At 71.8% G+C, this 14,479-nt stretch carries 14 protein-coding genes; 5 read left to right on the top strand and 9 right to left on the bottom strand.

Annotated features, from left to right (window positions below; all coding sequences use genetic code 11):
- Positions 1 to 9: 9 nt before the first annotated feature.
- The 5 genes from lptB to phaR all read right to left on the bottom strand — a co-directional run bounded on the left by lptB (position 10) and on the right by phaR (position 3,998).
- Positions 10 to 870 (bottom strand): LPS export ABC transporter ATP-binding protein, encoded by an 861-nt coding sequence (lptB, locus tag IEX89_RS05710; protein ID WP_188910994.1) that lies wholly within the window; start codon positions 868 to 870, stop codon positions 10 to 12.
- Between the two features lie 326 nt (positions 871 to 1,196).
- On the bottom strand, positions 1,197 to 1,790 hold the full coding sequence (locus IEX89_RS05705) for an LptA/OstA family protein (protein ID WP_188910535.1): 594 nt from the start codon (positions 1,788 to 1,790) through the stop codon (positions 1,197 to 1,199).
- A gap of 47 nt (positions 1,791 to 1,837) precedes the next feature.
- Positions 1,838 to 2,557 (bottom strand): LPS export ABC transporter periplasmic protein LptC, encoded by a 720-nt coding sequence (locus IEX89_RS05700; RefSeq protein ID WP_188910533.1) that lies wholly within the window; start codon positions 2,555 to 2,557, stop codon positions 1,838 to 1,840.
- Positions 2,558 to 2,682: 125 nt separating this feature from the next.
- Positions 2,683 to 3,297 carry a ribonuclease D gene (locus IEX89_RS05695; protein ID WP_188910531.1) on the bottom strand — a complete coding sequence of 205 codons (615 nt, stop codon included), beginning with the start codon at positions 3,295 to 3,297 and terminating at the stop codon, positions 2,683 to 2,685.
- An 80-nt stretch (positions 3,298 to 3,377) separates the two neighbouring features.
- Positions 3,378 to 3,998, bottom strand: coding sequence for a polyhydroxyalkanoate synthesis repressor PhaR (gene phaR, locus IEX89_RS05690; RefSeq protein ID WP_188910529.1), 621 nt, complete (start codon positions 3,996 to 3,998; stop codon positions 3,378 to 3,380).
- A gap of 283 nt (positions 3,999 to 4,281) precedes the next feature.
- Here phaR and IEX89_RS05685 point away from each other — a divergent pair, with 283 nt between their 5' ends.
- The 5 genes from IEX89_RS05685 (at position 4,282) to IEX89_RS05665 (ending at position 9,894) form a co-directional block, all read left to right on the top strand.
- Positions 4,282 to 5,460: an acetyl-CoA C-acetyltransferase gene (locus IEX89_RS05685; RefSeq protein ID WP_188910527.1), complete on the top strand. Its 1,179-nt coding sequence runs from the start codon at positions 4,282 to 4,284 to the stop codon at positions 5,458 to 5,460.
- A gap of 82 nt (positions 5,461 to 5,542) precedes the next feature.
- Positions 5,543 to 6,268, top strand: a complete 726-nt coding sequence (gene phbB, locus IEX89_RS05680) for an acetoacetyl-CoA reductase (protein ID WP_188910525.1) — start codon at positions 5,543 to 5,545, stop codon at positions 6,266 to 6,268.
- Between the two features lie 112 nt (positions 6,269 to 6,380).
- The gene (locus IEX89_RS05675) at positions 6,381 to 7,994 is read left to right on the top strand and encodes a gamma-glutamyltransferase family protein (RefSeq protein ID WP_188910523.1); all 1,614 of its coding nucleotides are present in this window, start codon (positions 6,381 to 6,383) and stop codon (positions 7,992 to 7,994) included.
- Positions 7,991 to 8,698, top strand: coding sequence for a DUF1045 domain-containing protein (locus IEX89_RS05670; RefSeq protein WP_188910522.1), 708 nt, complete (start codon positions 7,991 to 7,993; stop codon positions 8,696 to 8,698). The genes IEX89_RS05675 and IEX89_RS05670 overlap by 4 nt, the downstream gene beginning before the upstream one ends.
- Before the next feature lie 77 nt (positions 8,699 to 8,775).
- On the top strand, positions 8,776 to 9,894 hold the full coding sequence (locus IEX89_RS05665) for an anhydro-N-acetylmuramic acid kinase (RefSeq protein ID WP_188910520.1): 1,119 nt from the start codon (positions 8,776 to 8,778) through the stop codon (positions 9,892 to 9,894).
- A gap of 113 nt (positions 9,895 to 10,007) precedes the next feature.
- Here the strand turns inward: IEX89_RS05665 and IEX89_RS05660 are convergent, their stop codons facing one another.
- From IEX89_RS05660 to IEX89_RS05645, 4 genes are read right to left on the bottom strand one after another with little or no spacing between them, the layout of a single operon-like run.
- Positions 10,008 to 10,973, bottom strand: a complete 966-nt coding sequence (locus tag IEX89_RS05660) for a D-2-hydroxyacid dehydrogenase (protein ID WP_210317582.1) — start codon at positions 10,971 to 10,973, stop codon at positions 10,008 to 10,010.
- The gene (locus IEX89_RS05655; protein ID WP_188910518.1) at positions 10,970 to 12,025 is read right to left on the bottom strand and encodes an Ldh family oxidoreductase; all 1,056 of its coding nucleotides are present in this window, start codon (positions 12,023 to 12,025) and stop codon (positions 10,970 to 10,972) included. Before IEX89_RS05655 ends, IEX89_RS05660 begins: the two co-directional genes overlap by 4 nt.
- Entirely contained in the window at positions 12,025 to 12,933 is a 909-nt protein-coding gene (locus IEX89_RS05650; protein WP_244645127.1) for an NAD(P)-dependent oxidoreductase, read from the bottom strand. The genes IEX89_RS05655 and IEX89_RS05650 overlap by 1 nt, the downstream gene beginning before the upstream one ends.
- Positions 12,915 to 14,462 (bottom strand): tripartite tricarboxylate transporter permease, encoded by a 1,548-nt coding sequence (locus tag IEX89_RS05645; protein WP_188910514.1) that lies wholly within the window; start codon positions 14,460 to 14,462, stop codon positions 12,915 to 12,917. The genes IEX89_RS05650 and IEX89_RS05645 overlap by 19 nt, the downstream gene beginning before the upstream one ends.
- Between the last annotated feature and the right edge of the window lie 17 nt (positions 14,463 to 14,479).

The following is a 14,479-nucleotide window of genomic DNA, read 5'->3' as shown; positions in this document are numbered from 1 at the left end:
CTGGGCGGCTCAGAGCCGGAAATCCTCGCCGAGATAGAGCTTGCGCACCTCACGGTTCGCGACGATCTCGCCGGGCGTGCCCTCGGTGAGGACGCGTCCCGAATGGATGATGTAGGCGCGGTCGATGAGGCCCAGCGTCTCGCGCACGTTGTGGTCCGTGATCAGCACGCCGATGCCGCGCTTCGTCAGGTGCCGCACCAGGTTCTGGATGTCGCCCACCGCGATCGGGTCGATGCCCGCGAAGGGCTCGTCGAGCAGCATGAAGGACGGGTCGGAGGCGAGCGCGCGCGCGATCTCGCAGCGCCGCCGCTCGCCGCCCGAGAGCGCGATCGACGGCGACTTGCGCAGGCGCGCGATGGAGAATTCCTCCAGGAGCTCGTCGAGCTTCGCCTCGCGCCGGTCGCGGTCGGGCTCCACCACCTCGAGCACCGCGCGGATGTTGTCCTCGACGTTCAGCCCGCGGAAGATCGAGGCCTCCTGCGGCAGGTAGCCGATGCCGAGCCGCGCGCGGCGATACATCGGCATCATCGTGACGTCGTTGCCGTCGAGGCTGATCATGCCCCGGTCCGCCGCGACGAGGCCGGTGATCATGTAGAAGATCGTCGTCTTGCCGGCGCCGTTCGGCCCGAGCAGCCCCACGGCCTCGCCGTTGCGCACGGCGAGGGCGGCGTCGTTCACGACCATGCGGCCGCGATAGGATTTCTGCAGGCCCTTCACCGCGAGCACGCCAGGCCCACCGAGAATCGCGGCGGGCCCCTCCTCGTCGTGGTGCGCGATGTCATGCGCGCCGGCTTCGCGGCGGCGGGGCAGGAGCGTCCTCAAGCGCGAGAGCACGCTCGGGCGCGCGGGCGGCGGCGGGGGCTCCTCCAGCGCGCTCCGATCGGCCTCGGGCGCATCGGGCTCGTAGGCGTGGTGCTCGTAGGCGTGGGGCTCATAGGCGTGGGGATCGCGGGCGTGGGGATCGCGGGCGTGGGGATCGTGGGCGTGGGGATCGTGACCGTGGGGATCCCAGGCCTCCGCATCGCGCGGATCGTCGGCGTGTCGCGGCTCCTGCTGCGCGAACGCGTCCGGGCGCGGGTCATGCGTCGCGGCCCCGTCCTCGGGGCCTCGCGCGACGCCGATCCCGTGCGCCTGTCCAGCCTGCGGCCGCCTCTGATCCACGCGTCAGATCCCCCTTCGCCCCGTGGCACCCGGTCTTACTGCGCGCCGCCTGGGACGAAAAGCCCACGAACGCGCTGGTTCCCGCCGGATTCGATGTTGGCGACGCCGGCGTCGACGTCGTAGACGAGCCGCTCCCCGCGGGTGACGTTCTGCCCCTGGCTGAGCGCCACGTCGCCGGTGAGCACGACCTCGCCCGCCCGCCGATCGTAGATGGCGCGCGCGCCGGTGGCGACCTGGTCCTCGGAGAGGATGGTGACCGGCCCTTCGCACTCGATCCGGTCGATGCTCTCGGTGCCGCCGCCCTCGCCCTGGTCCTGCGCCGCCGCCCCGGCATCCTCGCCCTGGCGGGCGAAGAAGATCGTCAGCGAGGCGCAGCGCATGGTCGTGTTGCCCTGCACGGCGACGACGTTGCCGGCATAGACCGCGCGGCCCTCGCGCTCGAACACGTCGAGCCGGTCGGCGTCGATGCGAATCGGCGCCTGCGAGGTGGAGCCGAGCCCGGCGAAGGCGCCGGTGCGCTCGCTCTGGGCGAGCGCCGGGACGCCGTGGAGGCAGAGAGCACCGCCCATCGCCGAGGCGAGGACGGCGGCGAGGACGTACGAGCGGGACGGACGACGCGCGGAATGCACGGAATGGGGCTCCCTCGATCGGGCCTGGGGCCGACGGTTCGGATCTGTCACGGATCGTTGCTCCTGGAGGAAGCCGCAGGGGAGGCCGCGGCCGCGGCCGCCTCTTCGCCCTCGGCGCCGAGCAGGAAGGTGGAGGTCACGCCACCCGTGAAGGTGATGACGTCGCCGCCCTCCGACAGGGAGAGGGCGTTCGCTTCCACCGTACCCGAGCCGACGCCGACGCGCACGGGCTCGTTCGAGACGACGGTGCCCGCGCCGAAATCGATGCGCGCCGAGCGCAGGTCGGCGGTGTAGCCGAGCGTCGAGGTGATGCGCACGTCGCGCTCGAGGTCGAGGAGCTCGGCCTCGGTGTCGAAGCGCCCCTGCGCCGCCTCGACGCGCACGATGTTGCCGGCATCGTCGATGGTGATGCGCGCGCGCAGGTCGACGAGGTCGACGAGGTTCGGCTCGCGCACGTCCTGGGAGGCCTGGGTCGCCGTGACCTCGTAGGGGCGCGTGTCGTCCTGGAAGCCCGACAGGCGCGGGCCGTCCATGACGATGCGCGTGCCCGACACGTTGACGGGGCCGATGGAGAGGCCGCCCTGCGAGGCGAAGGGATTGAAGAGCGTGATCGCGACGACGAGCACCACGGCGGCCACGGCGCCCACGGGAATGGCGCGCTTGAGGACGCGCACGCGGCGCGAATGCGCCAGCGCACGCGTGTAGCTGCGACGCCCGGCGAGGGACGGCGAGCGGTCGACCGAATTCGTGGGTGCTCTCGCGTGCAAGCGGGCTCCTCGACGCAAATGCCGCGGCGTCATCGCGCCGGCTCGTGGCGAAGATGAGGCCCGTGGCCCCGAGACTTATGCCCGTCCCGGCGCGTGCGTGCAAATGCCGTGATGCGCCGCGGAGTTCAGGAATGCGCGAAGATATCGACCTCGGGCCAGCCCATCAGGTCGAGCTTGGCGCGGGTGGGCAGGAAGGCGAAGCAATCCTGCGCCACCGCGGTGCGACCCTCGCGCGCGAGGCGCAGGTCGAGCTGGTCCTTGAGCGCGTGCAGGTGCAGCACGTCCGAGGCCGCGTAGTCGAGCTGCGCCTGGGTCAGCGTCTCCGCGCCCCAGTCGGAGGATTGCTGCTGCTTGGAGATCTCCTGGCCGAGGAGCTCGCGCAGGATGTCCTTGAGGCCGTGACGGTCGGTGTAGGTGCGCGTGAGCTTCGAGGCGATCTTGGTGCAGTAGACCGGGCTCGGCATGACCCCGAGCGCGTGAAACAGCACGGCGAGGTCGAAGCGCGCGAAGTGGAAGATCTTGAGGACGTCCGCGTCCCCCATCAAAGCCGCGAGCCGCTCCGGCCGCGGACCGTCCCGCAGGATCTGCACCACGTCAGCATGCCCGTCGCCCTTCGAGATCTGCACGACGCACAGCCGGTCGCGCAGCGGGTTGAGGCCGAGCGTCTCGGTGTCTACCGCGATTGCGGGGCCGGGAACGTAGTCGGCGGGCAGGTCCCCGCGGTGCAGGCGGACGGTCATTCTCTCGTGCTCGTCGAATTCGTCGATGGTCGCGCGACGTGTTCCACGCGCGACCGGCGGATGTCAAATGGCGCGCCCGCTCAGCCCTTGTCGGCGATCTTCGAGAGCTTGGCCTGCATGTCGGCCATCTGCGCCTTGAGGTCCTGGAGCTCGCGCGCGGGATCCTCGCCGCCGCCGCTCGCGGGTGCGCCGCCGCCCTCGCCCCGCGCCTCGGCTTGGCGGCGCATGGCGTCCGCGCGCACGCCCGGGAAGGGCGAGAACATGCGCATCGCGTCCGAGAACAGGCTCATGTTGGCGCGCACCTGCTCCTCCAGCGAGGGGAAGGCCTTGCCGCCGAAGGCGCTCGTCATCTGCTCGCGCAGCTTGGCCTGCTCGCGCAGGAAGCTCTCCATCGAGAACTCGAGATAGGTCGGCACCATGGCCTGCATCGAATCGCCGTAGAGGCGAATGAGCTGGCGCAGGAAGGCGACCGGCAGCAGGTTCTGCGCGCCTTCCTTGTTCTCCTGCTCGAAGATGATCTGCGTGAGCACGCTGCGGGTGATGTCCTCGCCCGTCTTGGCGTCGGTGACCACGAAGTCCTCCCCGGCGCGGACCATGAGGCCGAGATCCTCCAGCGTCACGTAGGTGGAGGTCCCGGTGTGGTAGAGCCGCCGGTTGGCGTATTTCTTGATGACCGTCGGCTGCTTCTCGTCGCTGGCCATGGCGCCCTCGTCACTCGACTGCACGCGTGCGGGTAATCCTCGTCAATTCGTCTGACCGGCCCCGCCGAGCGTCTCCCCTCGCGCGACTGTAGAAGCTTCGCGCCGCCTCCGAAACAGCTATTTCGCATCGCACCCGGCAGGCGCGCCGCGTTGCAGCGGCGCGGACGTGCGTGCTTGCACGGCCTTGACTGGAGCGTCGGCTGCGGTTCGATAGCGCCGAGCCGGGAGCCGCGTCGCGGTGTCCCGATCCGTTTTCGAGGCAGGATCGTCAGGAAGGATTTCCATGGCCGCCCAGGACATCGTCATCGTCTCCGCCGCGCGCACGCCCGTCGGAGCCTTCAACGGCGCCTTCGCCGCCATTCCCGCCCACGAGCTCGGAGCCACCGCCCTCAAGGGCGCGCTCGAGCGCGCCAAGGTCGACGGCGCCGAGGTGGACGAGGTCATCCTCGGCCAGATCCTCGCCGCCGGCGAGGGCCAGAACCCCGCCCGCCAGGCCGCGATGAAGGCCGGCATTCCGCAGGAGGCGACGGCCTTCGGCATCAACCAGCTCTGCGGCTCGGGCCTGCGCGCGGTCGCGCTCGGCATGCAGCAGATCGCGACCGGCGACGCCAAGATCGTCGTCGCCGGCGGCCAGGAGAGCATGTCCATGGCGCCGCACGCCGCGCACATGCGCGCCGGCACCAAGATGGGCGCCCTCGAGCTCGTGGACACGATGCTCAAGGACGGCCTGATGGACGCCTTCCACGGCTACCACATGGGCAACACGGCCGAGAACGTCGCCTCCCGCTGGCAGCTCACCCGCGAGGAGCAGGACGCCTTCGCGGTGGCCTCGCAGAACAAGGCCGAGGCCGCCCAGAAGGCCGGGCGCTTCGACGACGAGATCGTCGCCTACACGGTCAAGACCCGCAAGGGCGAGACCGTGATCGCCGCCGACGAGTATCCCCGCCACGGCACCACCATCGACGCCGTCGGCAAGCTGCGCCCCGCCTTCTCGAAGGAGGGCACGGTGACCGCGGGCAACGCGTCGGGCATCAACGACGGCGCCGCCGCCCTCGTGCTGATGAGCGCCGAGGAGGCCCAGCGCCGCGGCCTCACCCCGCTCGCACGCATTGCCTCGTGGGCCACCGCGGGCGTCGACCCGGCGGTGATGGGCACGGGCCCGATCCCGGCCTCGCGCAAGGCGCTCGAGAAGGCCGGCTGGAAGGTGCAGGACCTCGACCTCGTCGAGGCCAACGAGGCCTTCGCCGCCCAGGCGCTCGCGGTCAACAAGGACATGGGCTGGGACCCGGAGATCGTGAACGTCAACGGCGGCGCCATCGCCATCGGCCATCCGATCGGCGCGTCGGGCGCGCGCGTCCTCACGACGCTGCTCTTCGAGATGGGCAAGCGCGACGCCAAGAAGGGCCTCGTCACGCTGTGCATCGGCGGCGGCATGGGCGTCGCCATGTGCCTCGAGCGCTGAGCGGCGCAACGACACGCATGCACCGGGTGCGGATGGGAGCCGCGCCCGGTGCTCCACGAGAGAACAACGGGAGGACAACGCCATGTCACGCGTCGCAGTGGTCACCGGGGGCACCCGCGGCATCGGGGCCGCGATCTCGAAGGGGCTGAAGGAAGCCGGCTATTCGGTCGCGGCCACCTATGCCGGCAACGACGAGAAGGCCAACGCCTTCAAGGAGGAGACGGGCATTCCCGTCTACAAGTTCGACGTCGCCGACGCCGCCGCCTGCGAGGCGGGCCTGAAGCAGATCGAGGGCGATCTCGGGCCGGTGGACGTGCTCGTGAACAATGCGGGCATCACCCGCGACCGCATGTTCCACAAGATGACGTTCGAGCAATGGTCCGACGTCATGCGCACGAACCTCGATTCGATGTTCACGATGACGCGCCCGCTCATCGAGGGCATGCAGGCGCGCAAGTTCGGCCGCATCATCATCATCTCCTCCATCAACGGCCAGAAGGGCCAGATGGGCCAAGCGAACTATTCCGCCGCCAAGGCCGGCGTGATCGGCTTCGCCAAGGCGCTGGCGCAGGAGAACGCGTCGAAGGGCATCACGGTCAACGTGATCGCGCCGGGCTACATCGGCACGGAGATGGTCATGGCGGTGCCCAAGGAAGTGCTCGACACCAAGATCATCCCGCAGATCCCCGTCGGCCGCCTCGGCGAGGCCGAGGAGATCGCGCGCTGCGTGACCTTCCTCGCCTCCGACGGCGCGGGCTTCATCACCGGGTCGACGCTCTCGGTGAACGGCGGGCAGTACATGGCGTGACGGGCGAGGCGGGAGGCCCGCCGCGCGCCGCGCGCGGAGAGGGCCTCTCGCCACGCGCCTCCGCGCGCGCTAGACACGGGACGCGCCCCTGATCGCGTCCCGGAGCCCCCGCATGACTCGCCTCGAGACACCGACCTTCTCGCACGCCGCCGTCGCCGCGCCCCATGCGGCCGCATCCGAGGCCGGCCGCGCGATCCTGATCGAGGGCGGCAACGCGGTGGAGGCGATGATCGCCATGGCCGCGACGATCGCGGTCGTCTATCCGCACATGAACGGCATCGGCGGGGACGCCTTCTGGTGCGTGTCCGACCCCAACGGGCGCGTCCACGCCATCGACGCCGCCGGCTTCGCCGGATCGCTCGCGACGCCGGCCTTCTACCGCGACCGCGAGCTCGAGACGATCCCCACCCGCGGTCCTCTCGCGGCCCTCACCGTGCCGGGCACCATCGACGGCTGGCGGCTCGCGGGCGAGCTCGCCCGGGCGCGCGGCGGGCGCCTCCCGCTCGAGACGCTGCTGGCGGACGCCATCCGCCGCGCCCGCGAAGGCGTCGCCGTCGCCGGCAGCGAGGCGCGGCTCTGGGCCGACGGCAAGGGTCCGAACGCGCGCGACGCGCTCCTCGACGCGCCGGGCTTCCGCGAGGCCTATCTCGTCGAGGGCGAGCCTCCGGAAGCCGGGGCGCTGCGCCGCGCGCCGGCGCTGGCGGACACGCTCGCGCAGCTCGCCCATGCGGGGCTGCGGGACTTCTATTCCGGCGACGTCGCCCGCGAGATCGCCGCCGACCTGGAGCGCATCGGCGCGCCGGTGACGCGCGAGGACCTGCGCCGCTACGAGGCGCGCGTGGTGCGTCCCCTCTCCCTGAACCTTCCCGGTCTCCAGGTCTTCAACTTGCCGCCTCCGAGCCAGGGCCTGGCTTCGCTCGCCATCCTCGGCATCGCCGAGCGCCTGGCGCTCGGGCGGGTCGACGACGTCTCCTGGCATCACGGCCTCGTCGAATCGGTCAAGCGCGCCTTCGCGATCCGCGACCACGCCGTGCGCGACCCCGCGCGCCTCGACGGCGATCCGCAGGAGCTGCTGGCGGACGCGTCCCTCGCCCGCGAGGCGGCGGCGATCTCCATGTCGCGCGCCGCGCCCTGGCCGCGGGACGGCTCGCAGGCGGACACGATCTGGATGGGCGCCATCGACGGGGACGGGCTCGCGGTCTCCTTCATCCAGTCGCTCTACTGGGAATACGGCTCGGGCTGCGTGCTGCCGTCGACGGGCATCACCCTGCAGAATCGCGGCGCGGCCTTCTCGCTGGCGCGCGACGCGGTCAACCCGCTGGCGCCGGGCCGCAAGCCTTTCCACACGCTCAACCCCGCGATCGCGCGCTTCGCGGACGGGCGCGTCGTCGCCTATGGCTGCATGGGCGGGGACGGCCAGCCGCAGACGCAGGCGCAGGTGATCACGCGCTACCGCGCCGGGGCCAATGCCGCCGAGGCAGTCGACGCCCCACGCTGGCTGCTCGGGCGCACCTGGGGCGACACCTCGACCTCGCTCAAGCTCGAGGCACGCGTCGACGAGAGCCTCGTTGCGGGATTGAGACGGCTCGGCCATAGGGTCGAGGTGCTCGACGCGCCCTATTCGGACACGCTCGGCCATGCGGGGCTCCTGGCCAAGCACCCGGGCGACGGGCGCGTGGAAGCCTCGCACGATCCCCGCTCTGACGGAGCCGCACTCGGATTATGAGCACGCGATACGCCCTCTACGTCGCCCCCGCGGCGCATTCGGATCTCTGGCGCTTCGGCTGCGCGATCCTCGGCTACGACGCCGAGACGGGTGCGGAGACGCCTCAGCTGGTGCCGCCCTCCTTCGCGCCGGACGCGTTCCACGCGCTCACCGAGGACCCGCGGCGCTACGGCTTCCACGCCACGATGAAGGCGCCGTTCCGTCTCGCCGAGGACGCGAGCGAGGATGCGTTGATATCCGAGCTGCGGGACTTCTGCGCCGCGCGCACGGCCTTGCGCCTGCCGCGTCTCGAGGTCCGTGCGGTGGGTGCCAACGACGCCGGGGACGCGTTCGTCGCGCTGATCGAGCCCGAGCCGACGCTGGAGCTCCTGGCGCTGGAGCGCGACCTCGTCATCGGCTTCGACCATTTCCGCGCGACGCTCACCGAGGCCGAGATCGCGCGGCGGCGGCCCGAGCGGCTCTCGGAGGGCGAGCGCGAGAACCTGATGCGCTGGGGCTATCCCGGCGTCCTCGATCACTTCCGCTTCCACCTGACGCTGACGGGCCGCGCGCCGGCGGCGGACGTGGCGCGGCTCGAGGCCGAGCTCGCCACACTCCATGCCGCGCACGTCCCGGACGACGGGCTCCTCGTCGATCAGATCGGGCTCTTCGTGCAGCGCCCCGGCGAGCGCTTCGTCGTGCGCGAGCGGGTTCTCTTCGTCTGACGTCGCGGCCCTTATCCGCGTCGCGGGCGCGTGCTATCGATTCTTCCTCGCCGCTGGTGGGTGATGGAGGTTTCGGCATGCCTTGGACGCTCGGCCTGATGACCGGCACGGTGCTCGACGGCAACGTCGACATCGCCGCCCTCGACACGGACGGCACGCGCATCCACGCCTTCGGGCCCTGGACGCTCGCGCCCTACGGCGTCGATCTGGGCGACCTCCTGCGGCGCACCCTCGCGGAAGCCCGCGCCTGGAATTTCGAGGGGCCTGAGCCGGCCGTCTTCGCGGAGGCCGAGGCGGCGCTGACGCGGGCGCAATCGGCCGCGGTCAACGCGTTCCTCGCGCAGAGCGGCATCGCCCCCGCCGACGTGACGGCGATCGGCTTCCACGGGCAGACGGTGCTGCATCGCGGCCCGGTCGGCGGGCGCCGCGGCGCCACGCGCCAGCTCGGCGACGGGGCGCTGATGGCCTCGCTCACGGGCATCGACACGGTCTACGATTTCCGCTCGGCGGACGTCGCCGCCGGGGGGCAGGGCGCGCCGCTCGCGCCGGTCTATCACGCCGCCCTCCTCGACACGATCGGGGCGGGGCCCGACAGCGCGGTGCTCAATCTCGGCGGCGTCGCGAACCTCACCTGGCGCGACGGCGCGGGTACGCTCCACGCCTTCGACACCGGGCCCGCGAATGCGCCGATCAACGACTGGGTCCACCGTCACAACGGCGCCGCGATGGACGTCGACGGCGCGCTCGGGGCGCAGGGCCGCGTCGACGAGGAGCGGCTCGCGCGGCTCCTGACCCACCCCTATCTCGCGGCGCCCTACCCGAAATCCCTCGACCGCTTCGGCTTCGAGGCCTCCATGGCGGACGGTCTCTCGCTCCCCGACGGCGCGGCCACGCTCACGGCCTTCACGGCGTGCGCCGTGGCGCGCGCGCTCGACCGCCTGCCGGCGCGCCCGAGCCGCATCGTCGTCAGCGGGGGAGGGCGCCGCAACCCCACCCTCATGCGCATGATCGGCGAGCGCGCCGGCGTCGACGTCGTTCCCGCCGAGGCCGTCGGCTGGCGTGGGGACGCGGTCGAAGCTGAATGCTTCGCCTTCCTCGCCGCGCGCGTTCTCGCCGGCGAGACCTATTCCTACCCCACGACCACGGGCGTGCCGCAGCCGACGCGCGGCGGGCGCGTCGCCCGGGCCGGCGGCTGAGCGCGCACCTCAGGTGCGGAAGAGGTCGCGCGCGACGCCGGCGGTCTCGAAGAGCCAGTCGCGGCTCGCCTCGAGCTCGCCGCGCAGGCGGTCGAGATCGTGGCCGAGGCGCGCTAGACCACCAGGTTGCGCGGCGTGCCGGCGAGGAAGGCGTCGATGTTGTCGACGAGCTGGTCGGCGAGCGCCTGCGTCGCCTCGCGGCTCGCCCAGGCGACGTGAGGCGTAACGAGGACGTTCTCGCGCCGCGCAAGCGCGTGGATCGGGTGGTCGGCGCCCGGCGGCTCGGGGATCGTCACGTCGAGGCCGGCACCCGAGACGAGGCCGGCATCGAGGGCACGCGCGAGCGCGGCCTCGTCGACGAGACCGCCGCGGGCGGTGTTGATCAGGAGCGGCGCGCGGCGCATCAGCGCGAACTCGGCGTCCGAGATCAGGTTGCGCGTCTGCGGCGTGAGCGGGCAATGCAGCGTGATCACGTCGGAGCGCGCCATCACCTCCTCGAAGGGCGTGTAGAGCGGGCCCATCCCGGCGACGCCCTTGTAGGAGGAGAACAGCACCTCCATCCCGAAGGCCTCTGCGATGCGCGCCACCGCCTTGCCGAGCGCGCCGTCGCCGACGACGCCCAGCGTCGAGCCGGCGAGATCGGCGATCGGGTAGTCGAAATAGCAGAACTGCCCCGCCTCCTCCCAGCGTCCCTCCGTCACCGAGCGCGCATAGGGCACGAGCGAGCGGCGCAGCGCCAGGATCAGCGCGAAGGTGTGCTCGGGCAGCGTGCGCGTCGCGTAGGCGCGGATGTTCGCCACACGGATGCCCGCCGCCTCGCACGCCGCGACGTCGACCGGATCGTACCCCGTCGCGGCCAGCGCGACGAGCTTCAGGCGCGGCGCGCCGGCGATGGCGGCGGCGTCGACGCGCACCTTGTTGGTGACGACGATGTCGGCGTCCGCGATGCGGGCCGCGACCTCGTCGGGCCGGGTGCGGGCGTGGACGACGAGGTTCGCCGGCCGCGCGAAGTCCTTCAGGCGTACGCTCGGCGGGAGCGTGTCGCGGTCGAGGAAGACGATGGTCGGTCGCTCGCTCACGGCGCGTCCCCCAGCGATGCGACGCCGACCTTGCGGGCGACGGCGTCGAGATCGGCCACCACGTTGTCCGGCAGCGCAATGCCGCGGGCCGCGACGTCGCGGGCGCGCTCCGCCTCGACCTCGCCCGGCATGCGGATGCGCTCGAAGCCTTCCGCGGGCGCGCTCCCCGTCAGCTCCGCGACGAGCGCACCCGCGCGCTCCGCGAAATCGGGGCCGAGATGGGTGCGCGAGAGGTCGACGACGAGAAGGAAGTGCCCGACGTCCTGGGTCAGCTCGTAGTCGGAATAGAGGTTGCCCATCGACTTGGCGAAGCGCCCGCCGGCGAGGACGCCCGTGAGGAGCTCCACCATGATCGCGAGCGCCGAGCCCTTGGCCCCGCCGAAGGGCAGGACGACGCCCTTCTCGGCCGCCACCGCGTCCGTCGTCGGGCGCCCGTCGCGATCGAGCGCCCAGCCGGGGGGGATGGTCTCGCCGCGCTTGGCGCCCTCGACGATCTTGCCGCGCGCGACGACGGAGGTCGCCATGTCGAGGAGGAGCGGGGCCTCGCTCGCGGTCGGCGCGCCGAAGGTGATCGGGTTCGTGCCGATCACGGCCTCGCGCCCGCCGAACACCGCCATCGAGGGCGGGGCGTTCGTCATGGCGAAGGCGAGGCAGCCGGCCTCGATCGCCTTCTCGACGTAGAAGGAGCCGGCGCCGTTGTGGTTCGAATGCGCGATCGAGGCCGCGACGACGCCCTGCTCGCGCGCCGCCGCGATCGCCGCCTCGAGCGCCCGCAGCGTCACCACCGGGCCCGGCCCGTTGTCGCCGTCGACGTGGAGGAAGCCCGGGGAAGGGCGCTCGACCCGGATCTCGGGGCGCGCTTTCACCGCGCCCGCGACGATGCGCTCGGCGTAGATCGGGATGCGGGTGAGCCCGTGCGAGCCGTGCCCGCGCAGGTCCGCGTGGACGAGGACGTCGGCGACGGTCTCGGCGTCGGCATCGTCGAGGCCGGCGGCGGCGAAGACCGAGACGGCGAAGGCGCGAAGCCGTGCGACGGAGAAGGCGCGGGACATCACGCGTCTCCCCGTGCGCGACCGTTGAGGAGGTCGTAGAGCCGGCCCATGGCCGCGCTGTCGAGCTTGGCGAAGCCGGCGTTGCAGGTCGCCTGCATCATCTCCTGCGCCAGCGCGGTGGCGGGCTGGGAGCGGCGGTAATGCGTGCCGATCGCGGCTGCGATGCCGAGGTCCTTGCGCATCAGCTCGGCCCGGAAGCCGCCCTCGAGCGCATCGTCGACATAGCGCTTGGCGTGCATCTCGAGGACGCCGCTGCGCGCCGCGCCCGTCGAGAGCACCTCGCGCATCACGTGCGCATCGACGCCCGCGGCGCGCGCGAGCGCGATGGCCTCGAAGGCGCCCATCATGTTCACCGCGACCATGAGCTGGTTGCAGGCCTTCACCGCCTGGCCGGCGCCCAGCGGGCCGACGTGATGGATCGCCTTGCCCATGGCGTCGAGCACGGGGCGGGCGCGGGCGACGTCGTCCGCATCGCCGCCGACCATGATGGTGAGCGCGCCCTCGTCCGCGCCCTTCTTGCCGCCGCTGACGGGCGCGTCGATCATCCGCGCGCCGACGGCGGCGAGCGTCCGCTCCACGGCCTGCGCCTCGAAGGGCGCGATCGTGCTGCAATCGACGAGGAGCCCGCCCTCCCACGGGGCGGAGGCGAGGCCGGTCTCGCCGGAGACCACGGTCTCGAGCGCGCTCGCCTCGGGCACGCAGGTGAGGACGATCCTCGCCTCCCGCGCCACCTCGGCGGGGCTCTCGACCACCCGCGCGCCCGCGGCGGCGAAGGCGTCGGCCTTTTCCCGCGAGGAGGTGGTGACGACGAGGGAATGGCCGGCGGCGAGGATGTTGCGGGCCATGCCCGCACCCATCACGCCGAGGCCGATGAAGCCGATCGTGTCTGTCATGCTCTGCCTTCCGATGCCTTGGCGTCCCCATCGTCGGCGGCCTTCTCGGCACTCGCCCGCGCGGCGAGCGCACGCTCGCGGCGTGCCGAGAGGAGGACGAGGAGGATCGCGACGAGCGCGAGGCCGATCGTGACGGGGTTCGTCAGGAACGGCGCGAAGGAGCCCTGGGAGCGCGTCAGCGCCTGGCGCAGCGCCTCCTCGAAGGGCGGTGTGATGATGAAGGTGATGAGGAGCGGCGCCACCGGCACGCCGGTGCGGTTGAAGACGAAGCCGAGCACGCCCGCGCCGATCATCACGAACAGGTCGACGATGTTGTTGCGCGCGACGTAGCTGCCCGCGACGCACACCAGCGCCACGCACGGCATCAGGTAGATCTTGGGGATGCGCAGCGTCATCGCCAGCGGCCGCACGGCGAAATAGCCGATGACGCCCATCAGGATCGTCGAGAGCAGCAGCGCGAAGTAGATCGTGTAGACGATCCCCGGCGCCGTCATGAAGATCAGCGGGCCGGGCGTCACGCCCTGCAGCACGAGCGCGCCGAGCAGGATCGCGGTGACGGCGTCGCCCGGGATGCCGAGCGCGAGCGTCGGGATGAAGGTCGCGCCCACGACCGCGTTGTTCGAGCTCTCCGAGACGGCGACGCCGCGCACGTCGCCCTTGCCGAAGCGCGAGGCGTCCTTCGCGGAGCGCTTGGCGTCGGCATAGGCGAGGAAGGAGGCGATGGTCGCGCCGATGCCCGGCAGGATGCCGATGGCCGAGCCGATGGCGGAGGCGCGCAGCATGGGCACCCCCATCATCTTCAGCTCCGTACGTGTGATGCGGTTGGCGGCGCGGTCCTCGGCGGCGAGCTCGACCTTCTGCGCGGTCTTCGAGAAGCCCTTCGTCGCCTCCTCGATGATCTCGGCAAGCGCGAACAGGCCCACCAGCAGCGGCACGTAGGTGAGCCCGTCCATCAGCGAGGTCGAGCCGAAGGTGAAGCGCGGGATGCCGAGCATCGGGTCCGAGCCGATGGTCGCGAGCGCCATGCCGATCGAGGCGGAGAGGAGCCCCTTCATCAGCGAGCCGCCGGAGAGGACGCCGATGATGAGGAAGGTGAAGAACAGGAGCGAGGCGATCTCCACCGGCCCGAAGCGAAGCGCGAATTGCGCGAGCTGCGGGGCGAGCATCACGAGGAGCGCGATGGAGAACACCGAGCCGAAGACCGAGGCGACGAGCGAGATCCGCAAGGCCTTCGTCGCGAGCCCCGCGCGGGCCATGGGGAAGCCGTCGAAGATCGTGGCGGCGGACGCCGGCGTGCCCGGCGCATTGAGCAGGATCGCCGAGATCGAGCCGCCGAAGATGCCCGAGCCGTACAGGCCGATGAGCATGACCAGCGCCTGCTCGGTGGGCATGAAGATCGTCAGCGGCACGGCGAGCGCCACCGCGATGTTGACCGACAGGCCGGGGATCGCGCCGATGACGAGGCCGATCACCACGGAGCCGAGCAGCGTCAGGAACACCGCCGGCGTCGTGAAGCCCCACAGGGCGAGGAGTAGCGGATCCATCGAGAGGCTCCGGCCGG

This window comes from Salinarimonas ramus (assembly GCF_014645695.1).
In the GTDB taxonomy this organism is placed as follows: Bacteria; Pseudomonadota; Alphaproteobacteria; order Rhizobiales; family Beijerinckiaceae; genus Salinarimonas; species Salinarimonas ramus.
This window is presented reverse-complemented; position numbering and strand designations above follow the sequence as displayed.